16 protein-coding genes and 1 pseudogene are annotated in these 20,333 nt (G+C 73.0%); 5 read left to right on the forward strand and 12 right to left on the reverse strand.

Annotated elements, in window-relative coordinates; genetic code table 11:
- Together JNW98_RS23540 and JNW98_RS23545 are read right to left on the reverse strand one after the other, a co-directional pair.
- Nucleotides 1-951: protein kinase (locus JNW98_RS23540; protein WP_223770275.1), on the reverse strand; the 951-nt coding region annotated here is incomplete at its 3' end.
- Nucleotides 952-1,395: 444 nt separating this feature from the next.
- Nucleotides 1,396-2,712: pseudogene (locus tag JNW98_RS23545) on the reverse strand (serine/threonine-protein kinase); the annotation flags it as partial.
- A 114-nt stretch (nucleotides 2,713-2,826) separates the two neighbouring features.
- Between JNW98_RS23545 and JNW98_RS23550 the strand changes: the two are divergent.
- Nucleotides 2,827-3,963 (forward strand): serine hydrolase domain-containing protein, encoded by a 1,137-nt coding sequence (locus JNW98_RS23550; protein WP_223770276.1) that lies wholly within the window; start codon nucleotides 2,827-2,829, stop codon nucleotides 3,961-3,963.
- A gap of 18 nt (nucleotides 3,964-3,981) precedes the next feature.
- On the opposite strand, the gene JNW98_RS23555 is transcribed toward JNW98_RS23550, so the two are convergent.
- Nucleotides 3,982-5,691, reverse strand: a complete 1,710-nt coding sequence (locus JNW98_RS23555) for a glycerol-3-phosphate dehydrogenase/oxidase (RefSeq protein ID WP_223770277.1) — start codon at nucleotides 5,689-5,691, stop codon at nucleotides 3,982-3,984.
- Nucleotides 5,692-6,032: 341 nt separating this feature from the next.
- Between JNW98_RS23555 and JNW98_RS23560 the strand changes: the two genes are divergently transcribed.
- Nucleotides 6,033-7,301: a nucleotide sugar dehydrogenase gene (locus JNW98_RS23560; protein ID WP_223770278.1), complete on the forward strand. Its 1,269-nt coding sequence runs from the start codon at nucleotides 6,033-6,035 to the stop codon at nucleotides 7,299-7,301.
- Nucleotides 7,302-7,504: 203 nt separating this feature from the next.
- Here the strand turns inward: JNW98_RS23560 and JNW98_RS23565 are convergent, their stop codons facing one another.
- The 5 genes from JNW98_RS23565 to JNW98_RS23585 all read right to left on the reverse strand — a co-directional run bounded on the left by JNW98_RS23565 (nucleotide 7,505) and on the right by JNW98_RS23585 (nucleotide 13,545).
- The gene (locus tag JNW98_RS23565) at nucleotides 7,505-8,653 is read right to left on the reverse strand and encodes a rod shape-determining protein (RefSeq protein WP_223770279.1); all 1,149 of its coding nucleotides are present in this window, start codon (nucleotides 8,651-8,653) and stop codon (nucleotides 7,505-7,507) included.
- A gap of 140 nt (nucleotides 8,654-8,793) precedes the next feature.
- On the reverse strand, nucleotides 8,794-9,921 hold the full coding sequence (locus JNW98_RS23570) for a GuaB3 family IMP dehydrogenase-related protein (RefSeq protein ID WP_223770280.1): 1,128 nt from the start codon (nucleotides 9,919-9,921) through the stop codon (nucleotides 8,794-8,796).
- A 148-nt stretch (nucleotides 9,922-10,069) separates the two neighbouring features.
- Nucleotides 10,070-11,572, reverse strand: a complete 1,503-nt coding sequence (guaB, locus tag JNW98_RS23575; protein ID WP_223770281.1) for an IMP dehydrogenase — start codon at nucleotides 11,570-11,572, stop codon at nucleotides 10,070-10,072.
- Between the two features lie 187 nt (nucleotides 11,573-11,759).
- The gene (locus JNW98_RS23580; protein WP_223770282.1) at nucleotides 11,760-12,458 is read right to left on the reverse strand and encodes a sigma-70 family RNA polymerase sigma factor; all 699 of its coding nucleotides are present in this window, start codon (nucleotides 12,456-12,458) and stop codon (nucleotides 11,760-11,762) included.
- A gap of 475 nt (nucleotides 12,459-12,933) precedes the next feature.
- Entirely contained in the window at nucleotides 12,934-13,545 is a 612-nt protein-coding gene (locus JNW98_RS23585; protein WP_003948568.1) for a response regulator transcription factor, read from the reverse strand.
- 429 nt (nucleotides 13,546-13,974) lie between these two features.
- On the opposite strand from JNW98_RS23585, the gene JNW98_RS23590 reads away from it, so the two are divergent.
- The gene (locus tag JNW98_RS23590) at nucleotides 13,975-14,295 is read left to right on the forward strand and encodes a WhiB family transcriptional regulator (RefSeq protein WP_223770283.1); all 321 of its coding nucleotides are present in this window, start codon (nucleotides 13,975-13,977) and stop codon (nucleotides 14,293-14,295) included.
- A 130-nt stretch (nucleotides 14,296-14,425) separates the two neighbouring features.
- Here the strand turns inward: JNW98_RS23590 and JNW98_RS23595 are convergent, their stop codons facing one another.
- Nucleotides 14,426-15,352 (reverse strand): LysR family transcriptional regulator, encoded by a 927-nt coding sequence (locus JNW98_RS23595; RefSeq protein WP_223770284.1) that lies wholly within the window; start codon nucleotides 15,350-15,352, stop codon nucleotides 14,426-14,428.
- A gap of 106 nt (nucleotides 15,353-15,458) precedes the next feature.
- Between JNW98_RS23595 and JNW98_RS23600 the strand changes: the two genes are divergently transcribed.
- Both JNW98_RS23600 and JNW98_RS23605 read left to right on the forward strand, forming a co-directional pair.
- Nucleotides 15,459-16,163: an MOSC domain-containing protein gene (locus JNW98_RS23600; RefSeq protein ID WP_223770285.1), complete on the forward strand. Its 705-nt coding sequence runs from the start codon at nucleotides 15,459-15,461 to the stop codon at nucleotides 16,161-16,163.
- Between the two features lie 47 nt (nucleotides 16,164-16,210).
- Complete coding sequence (locus tag JNW98_RS23605) at nucleotides 16,211-16,984, forward strand: SDR family NAD(P)-dependent oxidoreductase (protein WP_223770286.1); 774 nt, start codon at nucleotides 16,211-16,213, stop codon at nucleotides 16,982-16,984.
- 99 nt (nucleotides 16,985-17,083) lie between these two features.
- Here JNW98_RS23605 and groL read toward each other — a convergent pair whose 3' ends face one another.
- The 3 genes from groL to JNW98_RS23620 form a co-directional block, all read right to left on the reverse strand.
- The gene (gene groL, locus JNW98_RS23610; RefSeq protein WP_223770287.1) at nucleotides 17,084-18,709 is read right to left on the reverse strand and encodes a chaperonin GroEL; all 1,626 of its coding nucleotides are present in this window, start codon (nucleotides 18,707-18,709) and stop codon (nucleotides 17,084-17,086) included.
- A gap of 119 nt (nucleotides 18,710-18,828) precedes the next feature.
- Nucleotides 18,829-19,137 (reverse strand): co-chaperone GroES, encoded by a 309-nt coding sequence (groES, locus tag JNW98_RS23615; protein ID WP_004955293.1) that lies wholly within the window; start codon nucleotides 19,135-19,137, stop codon nucleotides 18,829-18,831.
- A 243-nt stretch (nucleotides 19,138-19,380) separates the two neighbouring features.
- Nucleotides 19,381-20,274: a polysaccharide deacetylase family protein gene (locus tag JNW98_RS23620; RefSeq protein WP_223770288.1), complete on the reverse strand. Its 894-nt coding sequence runs from the start codon at nucleotides 20,272-20,274 to the stop codon at nucleotides 19,381-19,383.
- Between the last annotated feature and the right edge of the window lie 59 nt (nucleotides 20,275-20,333).

Consider the following 20,333-nt stretch of genomic DNA (forward strand, 5'->3'; position numbering starts at 1 on the left):
GTGCGGGGTGGGGTGCCCGCCGACGGCCGCTCCGTCCGGCCGTCCGCCGCCCGGGCCGGCGCCGGGGCCGGCTCCCGGCGCGCTCCCGCCGGCTCCGGAGCCTCTCCGCCCCGCCCCGGAGCCGGAACCACCCGTCCCAGGACCGGAACCACCCGCGCCGGAACCGGAATGACCCACCCCGGAACCGGAACCACCCGCCCCGGAGCCGGAACCGCCCACCCCGGAACCGGAACCACCCGCCCCGGAGCCGGAACCGCCCACCCCGGAACCGGAACCACCCGCCCGAGACTCCGACGAGCCCGCTCCAGGCTCCGAAGAACCAGCCCCCCGCCCCCCATCCCCCGCCGGCACCGGGTCGTACCCGCAGAGTGCCTCCTCCGCCGCGCCTGCCGCCAGGCCGGTCAGCACGGCCCGGCCGTCCTCGCAGATGAGGACCGTGCGGGTGGTGATGTTCCGGTGCGTCCAGCCCTGGGCGTGCAGGGCGCGGAGGGCCGTGAGCACGTCGGCCGCGACCTCCGCCGCCCGGTGCGGGGAGAGGGTGCGCTCCGCGAGCACGGCGGCGAGCGGGCGGGCGGGCACCAGCTCGCTGACGATCCAGAGGCTGCCCGCCTCGGCGAAGACGTGGAAGACCTGGTCGAGGCGGGGGTGGTCGGGAATCCCGGCGGCGGCCGTCGCGGCGTCCAGCGCCCGGCGGACCGCCGGGTCCGAGGCCCCGGCGACCGTCCGTCCCGGCTGCCCGCCCCGGCCGGCCGCGCTCCCGCGGCCCGGCGCCCCGGGCCCGCTCTCGACGAGCTCCGCCTCGACCACCTCCGGCAGCGGGACCTGCCGGACCAGGACCTCCTGCCCGCTGTACGCGTCGAACGCGCGCGTCTCGACGAGCTCGAACGCGTCGGACGGAGGCAGCGGCAGGCGGTACCGGTCGGCGAGCACCCGGCCCGCGTAATCGTCCACGACGCCTCCCCAAAGCGCGCGATCCCTGCACCGGACGCCCGATCGGCCGCCGCCGGCGGCCACTTGGCAGCGGCGCACGGCTGCGTTCCGTCCCCGACCCTTCACGATACGTGCCGAACGCGCCGCGGCGGGCGCGTACCGCTCAGATCGTCAGACCCGATGGACCCCGGTCAACAACGGTCGCTCACCCGGCCGTTCGGACTCCGTACACAACACCGGCCCCCGGTCCGTACCTTCCCGGCGGCGGCAGCGGAAACGGGCCCGCGGCCGTCAGACCGCCGGACCGCCGCCCACCGACCCGGAAAGCACCCCGAAGACCACGCCGGAGGCCACCCCGGAGACCGGCTCGGAGACCGTCCGGACCACGGCCGTCCGCCCGTCGGAACCGGGCCGTCCGAGGCTGCCGTCGTCCTTGCCCCCGCTGTTGACGACAAGGGCGATGACCGTCCCGATGACCGCCAGGACGACCACCGCCACCACGGCGAGCAGCACCCGCTTCTGCACCGGCGGACGCATCCGCACCAGCGTCTCGGTGTAGCCGCCGCCCACCGGCTCCGGCTCGGTCCGCGCCGCGGCGGCGGAGCCGGAGGGCGTCGCGTCGCGCAGCGGACGGAAGGCGCTGCCGGACGTCTCGCCGCTGCTCTGGTGCCCTCTGACCTCTCGGGCCCCTCTGGAACCGAAGGCCCCGGCGTTCCCGCCGTTCGCCCCGCCGGGCCGCTCGGGGGACGCGGAGGCGGCGACGGGCTTCCGCGCCGCCTTCCCCGGCTCGGGCCGCGCGGTCCGCTCCGTCCGCTCACCCCCGCCGACCGGGCCGGCGGTACGGCTGCTGTCACCGGGACCGGCGGGTCCGGCGAGCCCCTTGGGCACGGCGATGGCCTGCGTGGCGTCCGTGGCGGGGGTCCGGGCGGGCAGCCGCTCGTCGGGGGCGTTGACCGCCTCGGTCAGCAGCGCCCGCGCGCCCGCCTCGTCCAGCCGCTTCTGCGGGTCCTTGGCGAGCAGCCCGTACATGACGCCCTCCAGCGGACCCGCGTTCTTCGGCGGGCCCAGCGGCTCGGTCATGACGGCGGTCAGGGTGGCGATCGCCGACCCCTTGTCGTACGGCGGGGCGCCCTCGACGGCCGCGTAGAGCAGGCCGCCCAGCGACCACAGGTCGGCCGGCGGGCCGGGCTTCTGGCCGCGCGCCCGCTCCGGGGATATGTACGAGGGGGCGCCGACGAGCATGCCCGTCGAGGTGACCGAGGGGTCGCCCTCGACCTGGGCGATGCCGAAGTCGGTCAGGACGACGCGGCCGTCGTCGGCGATGAGCACGTTGGACGGCTTCACGTCGCGGTGCAGGATGCCCTGGAGGTGGGCCGCGCGCAGCACGTCGAGGACGGCGAGGCCGACCTCGGCGGCGCGCCGCCACTTCAGCGGACCGTCCTCGCGGATGACGTCGGCGAGCGAGCGGCCCTCGATGAGCTCCATGACGATCCAGGGGCGGTCGTCCTCGTGCACCACGTCGAAGACGGTGACGGCGCCGGCGCTGCGGATCCGGGCGATGGCCTTGGCCTCGCGCAGGGTACGGGTGATGAGGCGGCGCTTCTCGTCCTCGTCGATGTTGGCGGGGAAGCGCAGCTCCTTGACGGCGACGACACGTCCGAGCGTCTCGTCGGTGGCCCGCCAGACCGTGCCCATGCCACCCCGGCCGAGCACGTCGCCGAGGCGGTAGCGCCCGGCGAGGAGGCGCCCGGTCGTGCCCTGCGTCTGCTCCGCGTCCGACATGCGTCCCCTCTGGCATTCAGCTCTGCGACCAACCGACCCCGGCCGAGGGACCATTGTCTCTCATCCGCCGACCAGAGGAAGGCCAGGGTCCGGGCGACCATGGATGATGAGCGCATGCCGACGCGCAGTGCCTTCTCGCGCCTCACGGCGGCCATGACCGCGCTGTGCTGCACCGTCACGGCCCTGACGACGGCGTGCGATGGCGACCCTGCCCGCTCCCCTGTACAGGACATCGTTGCACGAGGACCGGTTCCCGGCGCCGCCGAGCTGTCACAAGATGCTCACGGTGTCTCCCGGTTCACCACCGCCGGGGTGGCGGACCTGCGCACCGGGCGGCGCATCGGCCGCACGGACCGCTTCCGGGCCGGCAGCATCACCAAGACGGTCGTCGCGACCGTCGTCCTCCAGCTGGCGGCCGAGGGCCGGCTGCGGCTGGACGAGCCGGTGGCCGGTCTGCTCCCCCGGCGGGCCGCAGCCTGGCTGCGCCGCGCGGGACGGCACGGGGAAAGCGGACGGAACGTCACGATCCGCCAACTCCTCACCCATACCAGCGGTCTGTTCTCCTATACGGACGACGCGGCGCTGTTCCGGTCCTCCTTCGGCGCGGGGTTCTCCGGTCACCGTTTCGAGACCCACCCGCCCGAGGCATTGGTACGGACCGCGCTCGGCCACCGCCCCTACGCCCCGCCCGGCGCCCGCTACCACTACTCCAATACCGACTACGTCCTCCTCGGCATGGCCATCCGTCAGGTGACGGGCCGTCCCTACGCCGAAGAGGTCCGCCGCCGCGTCATCCGGCGGCTCGGCCTGACCGGCACCAGCCTCCCCGGCACCCGCGTCACCCTCCCCGAGCCGCACGGCCGCGCGTACTCCCCTGCGCCCCGGGGCGGCCCGGCGGACGTCACCGACCTCAACCCGTCGGTCGCGGGCGCGGCCGGCGAGCTCGTCTCCACCCTCCCGGACCTCAACCGCTTCCTCGCCGCCCTGCTGCGCGGCGACCTCCTGCCCGCCGGCGCCCTCCGCCTGATGCGCGACACGGGCGCCTCACGCGGCCGCTACGGCATGGGCCTCTTCCCGGTGCGCCTCCCGTGCGGCGTGACGCTGTGGGGCCACAACGGCGAGATCAACGGCTCGTACGCGGGCGCGCTGGGGACGGCCGACGGGCGCCACGTCCTCACCTACCGGACCAACTCGGACGCCCGCCTCGCCCCCGAGGCGGAGGAACGCCTGCTCCGCGCGGAGTTCTGCTGACGATCCCGCGTCCCCTCCTCACGCCAGCGGCTGGATCTCCGGCGCTCCCAGCCGCGCCGCGTCCGCCGTCCGGTCGTCGGGCTGGAGCTGCGACTCCCGTTCCGCCTCCACCCGCTTCTCGTAGTGCGCGACCTCCTTCTCCACCTGCTCCGCGTCCCAGCCCAGCACGGGCGCCATCAGCCCGGCCGCCTCCCGGGCGCACCGCGTGCCCCGGTCGAAGGTCTCGATGGAGATGCGGGTGCGCCGGGTGAGGACGTCGTCGAGGTGGCGGGCGCCCTCGTGGGAGGCGGCGTAGACGACCTCGGCGCGCAGGTAGTCCTCGGCGCCGCCGAGCGGCCGGCCCAGGGAGGGGTCGGCGGTCACCAGGTCGAGGACCTCGCCGACCAGCGAGCCGTACCGGTTGAGCAGGTGCTCGACGCGGGCGACGTGCAGGCCGGTGCGCCGGGCGAGCTGCGCGCGGCCGTTCCACAGCGCCCGGTAGCCCTCGGCGCCGGCGAGCGGCACGTCCTCGGTGACGCAGTCGGCGACCTTCTGCGCGAGCCCGTGCACCGCCTCGTCCACCGCGTCCTTGGCCATCACCCGGTAGGTGGTGTACTTCCCGCCGGCCACGACCACGAGTCCCGGCACCGGGTGGGCGACGGTGTGCTCGCGGGAGAGCTTGCTGGTCGCGTCCGACTCCCCGGCCAGCAGCGGCCGCAGCCCCGCGTAGACGCCCTGCACGTCGTCCCGGGTCAGGGGGACGGCGAGCACCGAGTTGACGTGCTCCAGCAGGTAGTCGATGTCGGCGCTGGACGCGGCGGGGTGGGCCTTGTCGAGGTCCCAGTCGGTGTCCGTGGTGCCGATGATCCAGTGGCGTCCCCAGGGGATGACGAAGAGGACACTCTTCTCGGTGCGCAGGATGAGCCCGGTGGTGGAGTGGATGCGGTCCTTGGGGACGACGAGGTGGATGCCCTTGGACGCCCGGACGTGGAACTGCCCGCGCTCGGCGATCAGCTGCTGCGTGTCGTCCGTCCACACCCCGGTCGCGTTGACGACCTGCCGGGCCCGCACCTCGTACTCGCCGCCCTGCTCCAGGTCGCGCACCCGCGCCCCGACGACGCGCTCGCCCTCGCGCAGGAAGCCGACCACGCGCGCCCGGTTGGCGCAGGCGGCGCCGTACGCGGCGGCGGTGCGGACGAGGGTGGTGACGTAGCGGGCGTCGTCCATCTGGGCGTCGTAGTACTGGAGGGCGCCGACGAGGGCGTCCTTGCGCAGACAGGGCGCCACGCGCAGGGCGTGCTTCCGGGTGAGGTGCCGGTGCACGGGCAGCCCGCGGCCGTGGCCGGAGGAGACGGACATGGCGTCGTAGAGCGCCACGCCGGAGCCCGCGTAGAGCCGCTCCCAGCCCCGGTGCTGGAGGGGGTAGAGGAACGGCACGGGCTTGACGAGGTGCGGGGCCAGCCGTTCGAGCAGCAGGCCGCGCTCCTTCAGGGCCTCGCGGACGAGGGCGAAGTCGAGCATCTCCAGATAGCGCAGGCCGCCGTGGATGAGCTTGCTGGACCTGCTGGAGGTGCCGGCGGCCCAGTCCCGGGCCTCGACGAGCCCGGTGGTCAGGCCGCGCGTGGCGGCGTCCAGGGCGGTGCCCGCGCCGACGACGCCGGCGCCGACCACCAGGATGTCGAGTTCGCGTTCCGCCATCCGGGCGAGTGCCTCGCCGCGCTCGGCCGGCCCGAGTGTCGCTGTCCTCACCGCTGCCTCCCGCTGCCGCGTCCGCTGCGTGTGCCGTGTACCTGCCGGGCAACCGCCGGTGCGCCGGCGTCACCTCCGATGCTGCACCAGATCCGGCGGCCCGGCTGTGCCGGATACCCGGCCGCGTACGAGTCATCCCGCGTCACGCCGAACCCTCGGGCCGCTTCCCGTCCCCCCCATGACACGAATGGCGACGCCCGGCGCGACAATGCCCGGAATATGTCGTATATCCCCTTAACCTGATCTACGACATTCGCCTGCTTGATCCGATACTCGGGGATCGGCCCGGCGTCCCCGCCCGCAGGACCCCACGGCTCCTCACCGGGAAGGACCGCTCGCACATGCCCGCAGACCTCGCCGTCATCGGCCTGGGCCACCTGGGCCTCCCGCTCGCCCAGGCCGCCACCGCCGCCTCCCTGACCACCGTCGGCTACGACCCCGACCCGCACACCGTCGCCGAACTGCGCGCCGGCCGCCCGCCCGCCGAGGACGGCGGCACCCTCACCGCCGCGGAGCTCCGCCGGATGCTCGCCGCCGGCTTCCGCGCCACGACGGAGGACGCCGAGCTCGGCCGGGTCCGCACGGCCGCCATCTGTGCCCCCACCCGGCTCGGCGAGAACCGGGCGCTGGACCTCGGCGCCGTGGAGGACGCGGCCCGCGCCCTCGCGGCCCGGCTCCGGCCGCACACCACTGTCCTCCTGGAGTCCGCGGTCCACCCCGGCGCCACCGAGGACGTCGTGCGCCCCCTGCTGGAAGCGGGCTCGGGCCTGCGCGCCGGCCGCGACTTCCACCTCGCCTACTCCCCCGGCCGCGCCGACCCCGGCAACCGGGACCGGGGCGTCGCCCGCGTCCCCAAGGTCGTCGGCGGCCTCACCCCCGCCTGCACGGAAGCGGCCGCCGCCTTCTACGGCCGCTTCTGCGAGAAGATCGTCCGCGCCCGGGGGCCCCGCGAGGCCGAGACCGTCCGCATGTGGGAGACCAACTACCGGCACGTCAACATCGCGTTCGCCAACGAGATGGCCGTCTTCTGCCACGACATCGGCGTCGACCTCTGGGACGTCGTCCGCTGCGCCGAGACCAAGCCCTTCGGCTTCCAGGCCTTCCGCCCCGGCCCCGGCGTCGGCGGCCACGGCACCCCCGTCGACCCCAACTACCTCTCCTACCAAGGCCGCAGCCTCGGCTACCCGCTCCGCATGGTCGAGCTCGCCCAGGAGGTCAACGGTCGCATGCCGCGCTACATCACCCAGCGCTGCGCCGCCCTCCTCAACGAACACGGCAAGTCCGCGCGCGGCGCCCGCGTCCTCCTCCTCGGCGTCGGCTACAAGGCCGACATCGGCGACCAGGAGGGCTCCCCCGCCCGCGAGATCGCCTGCCGCCTGATGGAACTGGGTGCCCAGATCGGCTTCCACGACCCTTACGTGCCGCAGTGGCGCGTGATGGGACGGCCCGTGCCGCGCGTCGACTGCCTGTACGAGGCGGCCGCGGCGGCCGACCTGACCGTGCTTCTCCAGCACCACCGGACGTACGACCTGCAGGGCCTGGCCGTGAAGGCGCAGCTCCTGCTCGACACCCGGGGGGCGAGCCCGGCGGGTGCGGCGCACCGGTTGTGAGGGGATGCGCCCCGGTCCCACCCCTTCGCCGCTTCCTGGGGCTGCGCCCCAGACCCCCTTGTCGCGGCTCCGCCGCTCGTCCTCAAACGCCGGACGGGCTGGATATAGCCCGTCCGGCGTTTGAGGACAGCGCCCGCAGGGCGCTTCGGGGGTGCGGGGGCGCAGCCCCTGCAAGAAACGGGAAGGGGCGGGGCTGGGGCCTCCTACAGCCGGCCGCTGGCCGGCAACCGCGGCTGCGCGTCGAGCAGCGTCCGCAACTTGGCGAAGTCCTCGACGCACCGCCCGGTCCCGACCGCCACACAATCCAGCGGCTCATCCGCGACAAGCACCGGAATATCCAACTCCCGACTCAACCGAACATCCAGCCCCCGCAGCAACGCACCCCCACCCGTAAGCACGATCCCCCGGTCCATGATGTCCCCCGACAACTCCGGCGGCGTCTCGTCCAGCGTCTGCCGAACCGCCATCACGATCGCGTCCACCGGCTCACTCAGCGCATGCCGGATCTCATCCGCGGTCAGTGACAGCGTCTTCGGCAGACCACTGACCTGATCCCGCCCCCGGATGGCGAACCGGTCGGGAGGCAGCAACCCCTGAGTCTCCTCGGGGTCACCACCCCCGTCAGCTTCCGGATGCTTCTCCAACTGCCGCGCGACAGCCGCCAGTCCGGCCGCCGTCCACTTCCCGGTGGGCGCCGCGGAGCCGATGCTCAGCTTGATCTCCTCGGCGGTGCGCTCCCCGATCGCGAGGGCGTACTCCTTCTTCACGTAGGAGATGATCGCCGCGTCCATCGCGTCGCCGGCGGTCCGCACGGACCGCGCGGTGACGATGCCGCCGAGGGAGATCACGGCGACCTCCGTCGTACCGCCGCCGATGTCGACGACCATGCAGCCGGTCGGCTCGCTGACGGGCAGTCCGGCGCCGATCGCCGCCGCCATCGGCTCCTCGACCAGGTGCACGGCGCGCGCGCCGGCCTGGGAGGCGGCCTCGATGACGGCCCGGCGCTCGACGCCGGTGATGCCGGAGGGCACGCACACGACGACCCGCGGCCGGGAGAACCGCCGGTTCCCGGTGACCTTCTTGATGAAGTGCCGCAGCATCCGCTCGGCTATCTCGAAGTCGGCTATGACGCCGTCGCGCATCGGGCGGATGGCCACGATGTTCGAGGGGGTGCGGCCGATGGTCTCCTTCGCCTCGGAACCCACCGACAGCACACTGCCGTCCTCAGCGTTGACGGCCACGACCGACGGCTCGTTGAGCACCACTCCCTTCCCCCGCACGTACACCAGCGTGTTCGCGGTGCCGAGGTCGATGCCCATGTCCCTGCCGGTGAACGACTTACTTTGCGCCATAAGTCGCCAGTATTCACCATGACCGAACTTTTATACGGAGTTGACGGTGGAGACCAGCCGCTCCAAACACGCCGAAGGGCCCGGCCGCCGAAGCGATCCGGGCCCTCCCGCCACATCCGTACGTCCGTGACGACGAAGCGTCAGCGGTTGTCGTGCTGCGACGGCGCGACCGTCACCTCGACCCGCTGGAACTCCTTGAGCTCGCTGTAGCCCGTGGTCGCCATCGCCCGGCGCAGCGCGCCGAAGAAGTTCATCGACCCGTCGGGGGTGTGCGAGGGGCCGAGGAGGATCTCCTCGGTGGTGCCGACCGCGCCCAGGTTCATCCGCTTGCCGCGCGGCACGTCCTCGTGGACGGCCTCCATGCCCCAGTGGTGGCCGCGGCCCGGCGCGTCGGTGGCGCGGGCGAGCGGGGAGCCCATCATCACGGCGTCGGCACCGCAGGCGATGGCCTTGGGCAGGTCGCCGGACCAGCCCACGCCGCCGTCGGCGATGACGTGCACGTAGCGGCCGCCGGACTCGTCCATGTAGTCGCGGCGGGCTGCGGCCACGTCGGCGACCGCGGTCGCCATCGGGACCTGGATGCCCAGCGTGTTGCGGGTGGTGTGCGCGGCGCCGCCGCCGAAGCCGACGAGGACGCCGGCCGCGCCGGTGCGCATGAGGTGCAGGGCGGCGGTGTACGTGGCGCAGCCGCCGACGATCACCGGCACGTCGAGCTCGTAGATGAACTGCTTGAGGTTGAGCGGCTCGGCGGCGCCGGAGACGTGCTCGGCGGAGACGGTGGTGCCGCGGATGACGAAGATGTCCACACCGGCGTCGACGACGGCCTTGGAGAACTGCGCGGTGCGCTGCGGGGAGAGCGCGGCGGCGGTCACGACACCGGAGTCGCGGACCTCCTTGATGCGCTGCCCGATCAGCTCCTCCTTGATCGGGGCGGCGTAGATCTCCTGCATGCGCTTGGTCGCGGCGTGCTCGTCCAGCTCGGCGATCTCGGCGAGCAGCGGCTCCGGGTCCTCGTAGCGGGTCCACAGGCCCTCGAGGTTCAGGACGCCGAGGCCGCCCAGCTCGCCGATGCGGATGGCCGTCTCGGGGGAGACGACGGAGTCCATCGGCGCGGCCAGGAACGGGAGCTCGAAGCGGTAGGCGTCGATCTGCCAGGCGATCGAGACCTCCTTCGGGTCACGGGTCCGCCGGCTGGGGACGACGGCGATGTCGTCGAACGCGTACGCCCGGCGTCCGCGCTTGCCGCGCCCGATCTCGATCTCAGTCACGTGTGTGGCCTTTCCTTCTACGTCTGCCGCACTCCAGTATCACCGACGCGGCGCGGCACGGCGGCGTGCCCGGGGGTCGCGGGGCCCTCCCCGCGGAAACGGCGAAGGGGCGGGGCGGGGAGAGACCCCCACCCCGCCCCCTACGGGATCAGCGCCGCGAGTAGTTCGGCGCCTCGACCGTCATCTGGATGTCGTGCGGGTGGCTCTCCTTGAGCCCCGCCGAGGTGATCCGCACGAAGGTGCCCTTGTCCTTGAGCTCCTGCACATTGGCGGATCCCACATAGCCCATGGACGCCCGGAGTCCACCGATCAGCTGGTGGGCGACGGAGGACAGCGGACCGCGGTAGGGCACCTGGCCCTCGATGCCCTCGGGCACCAGCTTGTCCTCGGAGAGGACGTTGTCCTGGAAGTAGCGGTCCTTGGAGAAGGAGCGCGCCTGGCCGCGGGACTGCATCGCGCCGAGCGAGCCCATGCCCCGGTAGGACTTGAACTGCTTGCCGTTGATGAAGACCATCTCGCCCGGCGACTCCTCGCAGCCCGCGAGCAGCGAGCCGAGCATCACCGTGTCGGCACCGGCCGCGATCGCCTTGGCGATGTCGCCGGAGTACTGCAGGCCGCCGTCGCCGATCAGCGGGACGCCCGCCGCGTGGCACGCCTGCGCGGCCTCGTAGATGGCGGTGACCTGCGGGACGCCGATGCCGGCGACCACGCGGGTGGTGCAGATGGAGCCCGGGCCGACGCCGACCTTGACGCCGTCCACACCGGCGTCGATCAGCGCCTGGGCACCGTCGCGGGTCGCGACGTTGCCGCCGACGACGTCCACGTCGATGTTGGACTTCACCTTGGAGATCATGTCGAGGATGCCGCGGCTGTGGCCGTGCGCGCTGTCCACCACGAGGAAGTCCGCGCCGGCCTCGACCAGCGCCTGGGCCCGCTCGTACGCCTCGGCGCCGACGCCCACCGCCGCGCCGACGACGAGGCGGCCCTCGGCGTCCTTGGCGGCGTTGGGGTACTGCTCGGCCTTGACGAAGTCCTTGACCGTGATGAGGCCCTTGAGCACGCCGGCGTCGTCCACCAGCGGCAGCTTCTCGATCTTGTGGCGGCGGAGCAGCTCCATGGCGTCCTCGCCGGAGATGCCGACCTTGCCGGTGACCAGCGGCATCGGCGTCATGACCTCGCGCACGGCGCGGCTGCGGTCCGTCTCGAAGGCCATGTCGCGGTTGGTGACGATGCCGAGCAGCTTGCCCGCCGGGTCGGTGACCGGCACGCCGCTGATCCGGAAGCGGGCGCAGAGCGCGTCGGCCTCGACCAGGGTGGCGTCCGGGCGGACGGTGATCGGGTCGGTCACCATGCCGGACTCGGAGCGCTTGACCAGGTCGACCTGGTTGGCCTGGTCCTCGATGGACAGGTTGCGGTGGAGCACGCCCGCGCCGCCCTGCCGGGCCATGGCGATGGCCATCCGCGCCTCGGTGACCTTGTCCATGGCGGCGGACAGCAGCGGGATGTTCACCCGGACGTTCCGGGAGACGCGGGAGGAGGTGTCGACCGCGTTGGGCAGCACCTCGGAGGCGCCCGGCAGCAGCAGGACGTCGTCGTAGGTCAGACCGAGCATCGCGAACTTCGCGGGCATCCCGGCGGCGTGGTCAGTCATGACACCTTCCCAAATACAGAGTTCTGCGGGCGGGCCGGGCGGGGCCGTCACCACCGGCGGCTGCCGCCGCGGGACCCGGAACCCCCTTGCCTCAGCGAGGACTCCCATGCTAACGGCCGCCGCAGGTGTCCCATTCCACGATCGGTGAGGATCGCGTCACTTGGATTTTCCTACGAGGTGTCGGTGGCTACTGCTCGGCGAGCGCCCGCAGCCGGCTGAGCGCCCGGTGCTGGGCGACCCGGACCGCGCCCGGCGACATCCCCAGCATCTGTCCGGTCTCCTCCGCGGTCAGCCCCACCGCGACCCGGAGCAGCACCAGCTCGCGCTGGTTCTCCGGGAGGTTGGCGAGCAGCTTCTTGGCCCACTCCGCGTCGCTGCTGAGCAGCGCCCGCTCCTCGGGGCCGAGGGAGTCGTCGGGCTGCTCGGGCATCTCGTCGGAGGGGACGGCCGTGCTGCCGGGGTGGCGCATGGCCGCCCGCTGGAGGTCGGCGACCTTGTGCGCGGCGATGGCCACGACGAAAGCCTCGAAGGGCCGCCCGGTGTCCCGGTAGCGGGGCAGCGCGCAGAGCACGGCGAGGCAGACCTCCTGGGCGAGGTCGTCCACGAAGTGCCGCGCGTCGCCGGGCAGCCGCGACAGCCGGGTGCGGCAGTAGCGCAGCGCCAGCGGGTGCACCAGGGCCAGCAGGTCGTGGGTGGCGCGCCGGTCGCCCTCGACGGCCCGGGTGACGAGGGCGCCGATCTCGCCCGGCCCCGTCGTCGCCCCCGCGTTCGCACCGGCGGAGGCTCCCGTGGGTGTGCCGCCGGCCGGGCCCGCGCCGGGGCCCGCCGGGGGGGCTGCGGCCGGACCCGTGGCGAGGAGCGGCCCCGGGGTCTCGTCGTCGCGCATCGGTCCATGGTGCCTCGGCGTCCGACGATCCACGGCACCGCCTTCATAGTTGTGCGTCGAACCGTTACGCGTCGGTGTCCTCGCACTCACGTCTCGCGTCGCCCCCTTCCGGGTATACCCGCCCCGCGCCCACGACTCCGCCGATAGCTTGGGCCCGTGCCGTACCGCTCCCGGCCGTACGACGACGGGCTGTGCCTGTCCGTCATGAGGTCTCTTCTGGCCGAGCGAGAAGGTCCGGCCTCTGGCGGGGAGGAGTCACACCTCAAGGATGCGGCATCCGTCGGGCTTTCGGCGCCGGGCGTCGGCGCCGCGGGGTCGCCGTGCGCGTCACCCGGCTCCACGCCGGCCCGGAACCGCCCCGCCCGAGCGGGGTCCGTGCCGGTCCCCTCGACGACGGCCCTGCCGACGACGGCCGTCGTCGCCCGAGGTGTGACCACGCGCCGCGACCGCGCGGCGCCGCGTACCCGCTCCGCCGCTAGCGGACCAGGCCCCAGCGGAAGCCGAGCGCCACGGCGTGCGCCCGGTCGGAGGCGCCGAGCTTCTTGAACAGCCGCCGGGCGTGCGTCTTGACGGTGTCCTCGGAGAGGAAGAGCTCGCGGCCGATCTCGGCGTTGGACCGCCCGTGGCTCATGCCCTCCAGCACCTGGATCTCCCGCGCGGTGAGGGTGGGCGCCGCGCCCATCTCGGCCGAGCGCAGCCGCCGGGGGGCGAGCCGCCAGGTGGGGTCGGCGAGCGCCTGCGTCACGGTGGCCCGCAGCTCGGCGCGCGAGGCGTCCTTGTGCAGGTAGCCGCGGGCACCGGCGGCGACGGCGAGCGCCACGCCGTCCAGGTCCTCGGCGACCGTGAGCATGATGATGCGGGCGCCGGGGTCGGCGGAGAGCAGCCGGCGCACGGTCTCGACGCCGCCCAGACCGGGCATGCGTACGTCCATCAGAATCAGGTCCGAACGATCGGCGCCCCAGCGGCGGAGGACTTCCTCGCCGTTGGCCGCCGTCGTCACGCGCTCGACGCCGGGCACGGTCGCCACCGCACGCCGGAGCGCCTCTCGGGCAAGCGGGGAGTCGTCGCAGACGAGGACGGATGTCATGGCCGTCCTCCGCAGCTGATGCGCGTCACCTTGAGCCTCCAGGCTGGTACTGATCGTCACCTGCGCGATTGGCGAGACACCTGCTGAGCAGACCGCCGCGGACCATCTCGGACACCTGCCCGACCGCTGCATTCGCCAACCGCCTCCGCACTCTCAACGACGGTCACCCGAAAGAGTTACGGGCTTGGTCGGCCGTGTTCGGCACTCTACGTGAGGGCCCGGATGCGGAGCAGGGCGCACGAGGGGCGCTCGCCAGATCGTTCGAGTCGTGCCCCATTTGCCCGCTTGGAGCCGTTTTTCTTCACATTCATGGACAACTGTGGCTAGATTCGCAATGAGTCATATTTTCATCTGCTCATAGGGATCCTGACGGGCCCGCCGGTTCCGCCGCGGCCCACCACCAGTCCGGCACCTCCGAGGGGACACGCAATGGCAGATTTCTCCCGGCTCCCCGGCCCCAACGCCGACCTGTGGGACTGGCAGCTGCTGGCCGCCTGCCGCGGCGTCGACAGCTCGCTGTTCTTCCACCCGGAGGGCGAGCGCGGTGCCGCCCGCAGCGCCCGCGAGGCCTCGGCGAAAGAGGTCTGCATGCGCTGCCCGGTGCGCGCGGAGTGCGCGGCGCACGCCCTGGCGGTCCGGGAGCCCTACGGCGTGTGGGGCGGACTCACCGAGGACGAACGCGAGGAGCTCATGGGCCGGGCCCGGCAGCGACCGGTGCCGGCGGCCGGGCCGAGCCCGATGAGCGCCTGAGGCCGGCCCGGCACCCCGCCGGCACCCACTGACATCCTCTGGAACCACCGGGGGCGCGGGCGTCCCGTCGCGAGGGGTGAGACGCGCCCCCGTCCGGCTACGGAGCGTCACCGCGGCGCCCGGCCCGCGCTCAGCGGCGCGCGGCCGCCGCCAGCCGGTCGAGCATCTCCGCGACGGCGGGCACCCGCGCCAGGTCCGGCAGGGTCAGCGCCACGATCTCCCGCTGCACGGCCGGCTCCACCGGCACCGTCCTGGCGCCCTTGTGGCGGACCGACTCGACCGCCAGCTCCGGCATCACGGCCACCCCGAGACCGGCGCCGACCAGGCCGAACACCGCCGGGTAGTCGTCCGTCGCGAAGTCGATCCGCGGGGTGAAGCCCGCGTTCTCACAGATCTCCACCAGGTGCCGGCGGCAGCGCGGACAGCCCGCGATCCACGGCTCGGCGGCGAACTCGTCGATGCGGATCCGCTCGGCGTCCGCCAGCGGGTGCCCCTCGGGGACCACGCCGACGAGCCGGTCGGTCAGCAGCGGCCGGACGACGAGGTCGTCCTTGCCCCAGCCGCCGTCGGCGTCGGCCGCGTCCGCGCCGGCGCCGCGCGTCTCGGGGTAGCGGAAGGCCAGCGCGATCTCGCAGTCCCCGGCCCGCAGCATCTCCACCGACCGCGGGGGCTCGGCCTCCTCCAGGGAGATCTGGATGCCGGGACGGGCGGCGCGCATGCCGGCGAGGGCGGTCGGGACCAGCGTCGAACTGCCGCTGGGGAAGGACACCAGCCGGACCCGGCCGGCGCGCAGCCCGGCGATGGCGGCGATCTCCTCCTCGGCCGCGGTGAGCCCGGCGAGGATGCCGGCGGCGTGCCGGACCAGGGCCCGGCCCGCCTCGGTGAGCCGGGTCTCCCGGCCGGTGCGGACGAGCAGGGGCGTGCCCGCGGACTGCTCCAGGGCCTTCATCTGCTGGCTGACGGCCGGCTGGGTGCAGCCCAGCTCGCGGGCGGCGGCGGAGAACGAACCGGTGGTGGCCACGGCGCGCAGGACGCGCAGGTGGCGGGCCTCGATCATAGAAGAAGCATAAGCGGCGCTTGGGGGTGACCGGAAATAACGGCCGGATCCTTTGGGGTCGGGGAAGTCCCCGCGCCGTCCGCCGGGCACCGCCTAACCTCGTCGGATGCGCATCCTCTCCGTCAACGTCGGCCGTCCCCGTACCGCCGCCGACCGTTCCCTGCCGGGCAGCGCCTTCGCGACCGGCCTGGCCTCCGGCATCGACAAGCGGCCGGTGGCCGGCCCGGTGGCGGTGGCCGCGCCCGGGCCCAAGGGCGAGGCCGGCAGCGGGCTCGCCGGGGACGCGGTCGTGTCGTGGAAGCACCACGGCGGCAACGACCAGGCGGTGTACGCCTTCGCCCGGGAGGACCTGGACCGCTGGGAGCGGGAGCTGGGCCGGGCGCTGCCCGCCGGCTCGTTCGGCGAGAACCTCACCACGTCCGGGATCGACGTGGGCGACGCCCGGATCGGGGAGCGCTGGCGGATCGGCGGCGGGCTGCTGCTGGAGGTCACCTCGCCGCGCGTGCCCTGCCGGACGTTCGCCGACTGGCTGGGCGAGCAGGGCTGGATGCGGCGGTTCACCGAGGCGGCCGCCCCGGGCGCGTACCTCCGGGTGCTCGTACCGGGAGAGGTCCGTGCGGGTGATCCCGTCACCGTCGTCCACCGGCCCGGGCACGAGGTGAGCGTCTCCTTCGCGTTCCGCGCGCGGACGACCGAGCGGGCGCTGCTGCCCCGCGTTCTGGCGGCCGGCGACGGGTTGCACCCCGATCTGCGGGAGAAGGCCGAGCGCTACGCGGCCTCGCTCCGACCCGTCGAAGGAGCACCGGCCTGACGGAAGGCAAGCCGCCACGCGGTGTCGCCGGGCACTAACGTTCCCGTATGACGACTGCACTGATCACGGGAGCGACGGCCGGCATCGGCGCGGCCTTCGCCCGACGGCTGGCCGCCGAGGGTCACCACCTGGTGCTCGTGGCCCGCGACGAGAAGCGGCTGAGCGAACAGGCGACCGAGCTCCACGACCGGCATCGGGTGGAGGTGGAGGTGCTGCGGGCCGATCTGTCGACGGAGGACGGCATCGCCGCCGTCGAGGAGCGGCTCTCTGATCGCAGGCAGTCCGTCGATCTGCTGGTCAACAACGCCGGGTTCGGCAACAAGGGCCGCTTCCTGGAGGTCACCGTCCAGGACGAGCTCACCATGCTCAAGGTGCACTGCGAGGCGGTGCTCCGGCTGACCATGGCCGCGACCCGGCAGATGCGGGAGCGGCGGCGCGGCGGGGTGATCAACGTCGCGTCCGTCGCCGCGTTCGTGCCGCGCGGGACGTACGGGGCGAGCAAGGCGTGGGTGGTGCAGTTCACCCAGGGCGCGGCACGGGACCTGGCGGGCAGCGGGGTGCGGCTGATGGCGCTGTGCCCGGGCTTGGTCCGGACGGAGTTCCACGCGCGGGCCGGGATGGGGACGGACAACGTCCCGGGCTGGATGTGGCTGGACGCCGACCGACTGGTGGACGCGGCGCTGAAGGACCTGGCGCGCGGGAAGTCGCTGTCGGTGCCGGATCCGCGGTACAAGGCGCTGACGGGCCTGTCCAAGCTGGTGCCGCGCGGGGCGATGGCGCGGGTGTCGTCCACGACGGGCCGCAAGTACGGGCCCAGCTGACAGGCCCCGCCCATGCCGGAGGCCCGGCACCCCGCGGACGGGGTGCCGGGCCTCGGCGGTGGTGCCGGTGCCTCAGGGCCTCGGCGGTGTGCCGGTGCCTCAGTGGGCGTGGCCGTGACCGTGGCCGTGGCCCGCCTCGGGCTCCTCTTCCTTCTTCTCGACGACCAGGGTCTCGGTCGTGAGCAGCAGGGAGGCGATGGAGGCGGCGTTCTCCAGGGCGGAGCGGGTGACCTTCACCGGGTCGATGACGCCGGCGGCGACCAGGTCGCCGTACTCGCCGGTCGCGGCGTTGAAGCCCTGGCCCTTGTCGAGCTCGGCGACCTTGGAGGTGATGACGTAGCCCTCCAGGCCGGCGTTCTCGGCGATCCAGCGCAGCGGCTCGACGGCGGCGCGGCGGACGACCGCGACACCGGTGGCCTCGTCGCCGTCCTTGCCCAGGTTGTCCTCGAGCACCTTGACGGCGTGGACCAGGGCGGAGCCACCACCGGAGACGATGCCCTCCTCGACCGCGGCGCGGGTCGCGGAGATGGCGTCCTCCAGACGGTGCTTCTTCTCCTTGAGCTCGACCTCGGTGGCCGCGCCGACGCGGATGACGCACACGCCGCCGGCGAGCTTGGCGAGGCGCTCCTGGAGCTTCTCGCGGTCCCAGTCGGAGTCGGTGGTGTCGATCTCGGCCTTGATCTGGGCCACGCGGCCGGCGACCTCGTCCGAGCTGCCGCCGCCGTCGACGATGGTGGTGTCGTCCTTGGTGACGGTCACGCGGCGGGCGGAGCCGAGCACGTCCAGGCCGACCTGGTCGAGCTTGAGGCCGACCTCCTCGGCGACGACGGTGGCACCGGTGAGGGTGGCCATGTCGCCCAGCATCGCCTTGCGGCGGTCGCCGAAGCCGGGGGCCTTGACGGCCACGGCGTTGAACGTGCCGCGGATCTTGTTGACGACGAGGGTGGAGAGCGCCTCGCCCTCGACGTCCTCGGCGATGATCAGCAGCGGCTTGGAGCCACCGGCCTGGATGACCTTCTCCAGCAGCGGGAGCAGGTCGGCGATGGCGGAGATCTTGCCCTGGTGGATCAGGATGTACGGGTCGTCGAGGACGGCCTCCATACGCTCCTGGTCGGTGACCATGTAGGGCGAGAGGTAGCCCTTGTCGAAGGCCATGCCCTCGGTGAAGTCGAGCTCCAGGCCGAAGGTGTTGGACTCCTCGACGGTGATGACGCCGTCCTTGCCGACCTTGTCCATCGCCTCGGCGATGAGCTCGCCGACCTGCTTGTCCTGGGCGGACAGCGCGGCCACGGCGGCGATGTCGGACTTGGAGTCGATCGGACGCGAGGTCGCGAGCAGCTCGTCGGAGACGGCCTTGACCGCGGCGTCGATGCCCTTCTTCAGGGCGGCCGGGGAGGCACCGGCGGCGACGTTGCGCAGACCCTCGCGGACCAGCGCCTGGGCCAGGACGGTCGCGGTGGTGGTGCCGTCACCCGCGATGTCGTTGGTCTTGGTCGCCACCTCCTTGACGAGCTGGGCGCCCAGGTTCTCGTACGCGTCCTCCAGCTCGACCTCGCGCGCGATGGTGACGCCGTCGTTGGTGATGGTGGGGGCGCCGAACTTCTTGTCGATGACGACGTTGCGGCCCTTGGGGCCGATCGTCACCTTGACCGTGTCGGCAAGCTTGTTGACGCCGCGCTCGAGGGCGCGACGGGCGTCCTCGTCGAACTTCAGGGTCTTCGCCATGGGTTACGTATCCTTCGCCGTGTCTCTCAAACGAACTGCGCCCCCGGCGCCCGGTTGGTGGACGCGGGTACCAGGGGCACAGAACAAAAGCCTCGAGAATTCGAAAGCTTCGGGGTGAACTACTTCTCGATGATCGCGAGGACGTCGCGGGCCGAGAGGACGAGGTACTCGTCGCCGTTGTACTTCACCTCGGTGCCGCCGTACTTGCTGTAGAGCACGACGTCGCCGACCTTGACGTCGAGCGGCAGGCGCTCGCCGTTCTCGAATCGGCCCGGGCCCACGGCGAGGACGGCGCCCTCCTGGGGCTTCTCCTTCGCGGTGTCCGGGATGACCAGGCCAGAGGCCGTGGTCTGCTCGGCGTCCAGCGGCTGGACCACGATGCGGTCCTCGAGCGGCTTGATGGCAACCTTGGAGCTGGCGGTCGTCACGATCCGACCTCCCCCTTCGGAGATCTCACGGGGTCAATTGTCTGAGGTGGCGACCAGGTGGATCCGTCGTCGCGGGTGCCGGACCTGCCCGTCGCTGTGTTTGGCACTCACCGGTGGAGAGTGCCAACGGAGCCGAGACTATGACGCGCTTAGCACTCGGTCAAGCGGAGTGCCAATTTGCGGTCGCGCGCCGGGGGCGTGCGGGCGCGTCGCGCGCCCCTCGGGACGGGTGCCGGACCGCCGTCAGACGTAGTCCTCCAGCCGCGCCACGGTGAATCCCTGGCGCTGGACGCTGCGCACCATGTTGGCGACCATCCGCGTCATGGTCGTGCCCTTGAGCTCGGCGGGACCGCGGAAGTGCGCGAGCACGATGTCGCCGGGACGAAGCTTCCCCGCTTCGGCGTACCTCATGTCATTGATCTGCATCGTGGCCTGCCACAGCACGACGGCCTTGATCCCGCAGGAGCCGGCCGCCGCCAGGGTGGCGTCGTTGAGGTTCCCGTACGGCGGACGGAACAGCTCCGGCCGCTTGCCGAACCGCTTCCTCAGCGTCTCCTGCTGCCCGCAGATCTCCCGCTTCTGCGCCTCGGCGGAGAGGGTGCGCAGGTTGGGGTGGGTGAGCGTGTGGTTGTGCACGCCGTTGCCGAGGGCGCGCAGCTTGTCGAAGTAGCCGTAGCCGCGCCCGGCGCGCGCGGCGCTGTCGGTCAGGAACATGCTGAACGGCAGCTTGAGGTCCTCGGCCATGCGCAGGAACGCGGGGTCCTTCTCGGCGCCGTCGTCGAAGGTCAGGAAGACGACCTTGTCCTTGGTCGGCACCCGCCGGACGATCTGCGGCGTCCCGCCCTTGTGGTGCGCGGTGAGCCGCGTGGCAGGCGGGGCCGGGGGTGCGGCGAGCGGCTTGTCGAGCCCCCAGCGGCGGTACGCGGCGGGGTCGGCGGTGGCCCGCTTCTCCTTGGGCTTCGCCGTGGGCTTCGCGGTGCCGGCGGCCGTCCCACCGCTCCCGTCCTTCTTGCCGTCCGACCCGGAGGAGCACCCGGAGAGCAGCAGGGCGGCGGCGCAGAGCGGGACGAGGGCGAGACGGGCGGAGCCGCGTATTCGGCTTCGGGGGCGGCGTCGGCCGGTTCCAGACGGAGTCACAAGAACGATTCTTGTTCATCGGTTCGACGGGCCGCACCGCGGAGGGGTGGGCGGGTGAG

This window comes from Streptomyces huiliensis (assembly GCF_020037025.1).
Taxonomy (GTDB): domain Bacteria; phylum Actinomycetota; class Actinomycetes; order Streptomycetales; family Streptomycetaceae; genus Streptomyces; species Streptomyces huiliensis.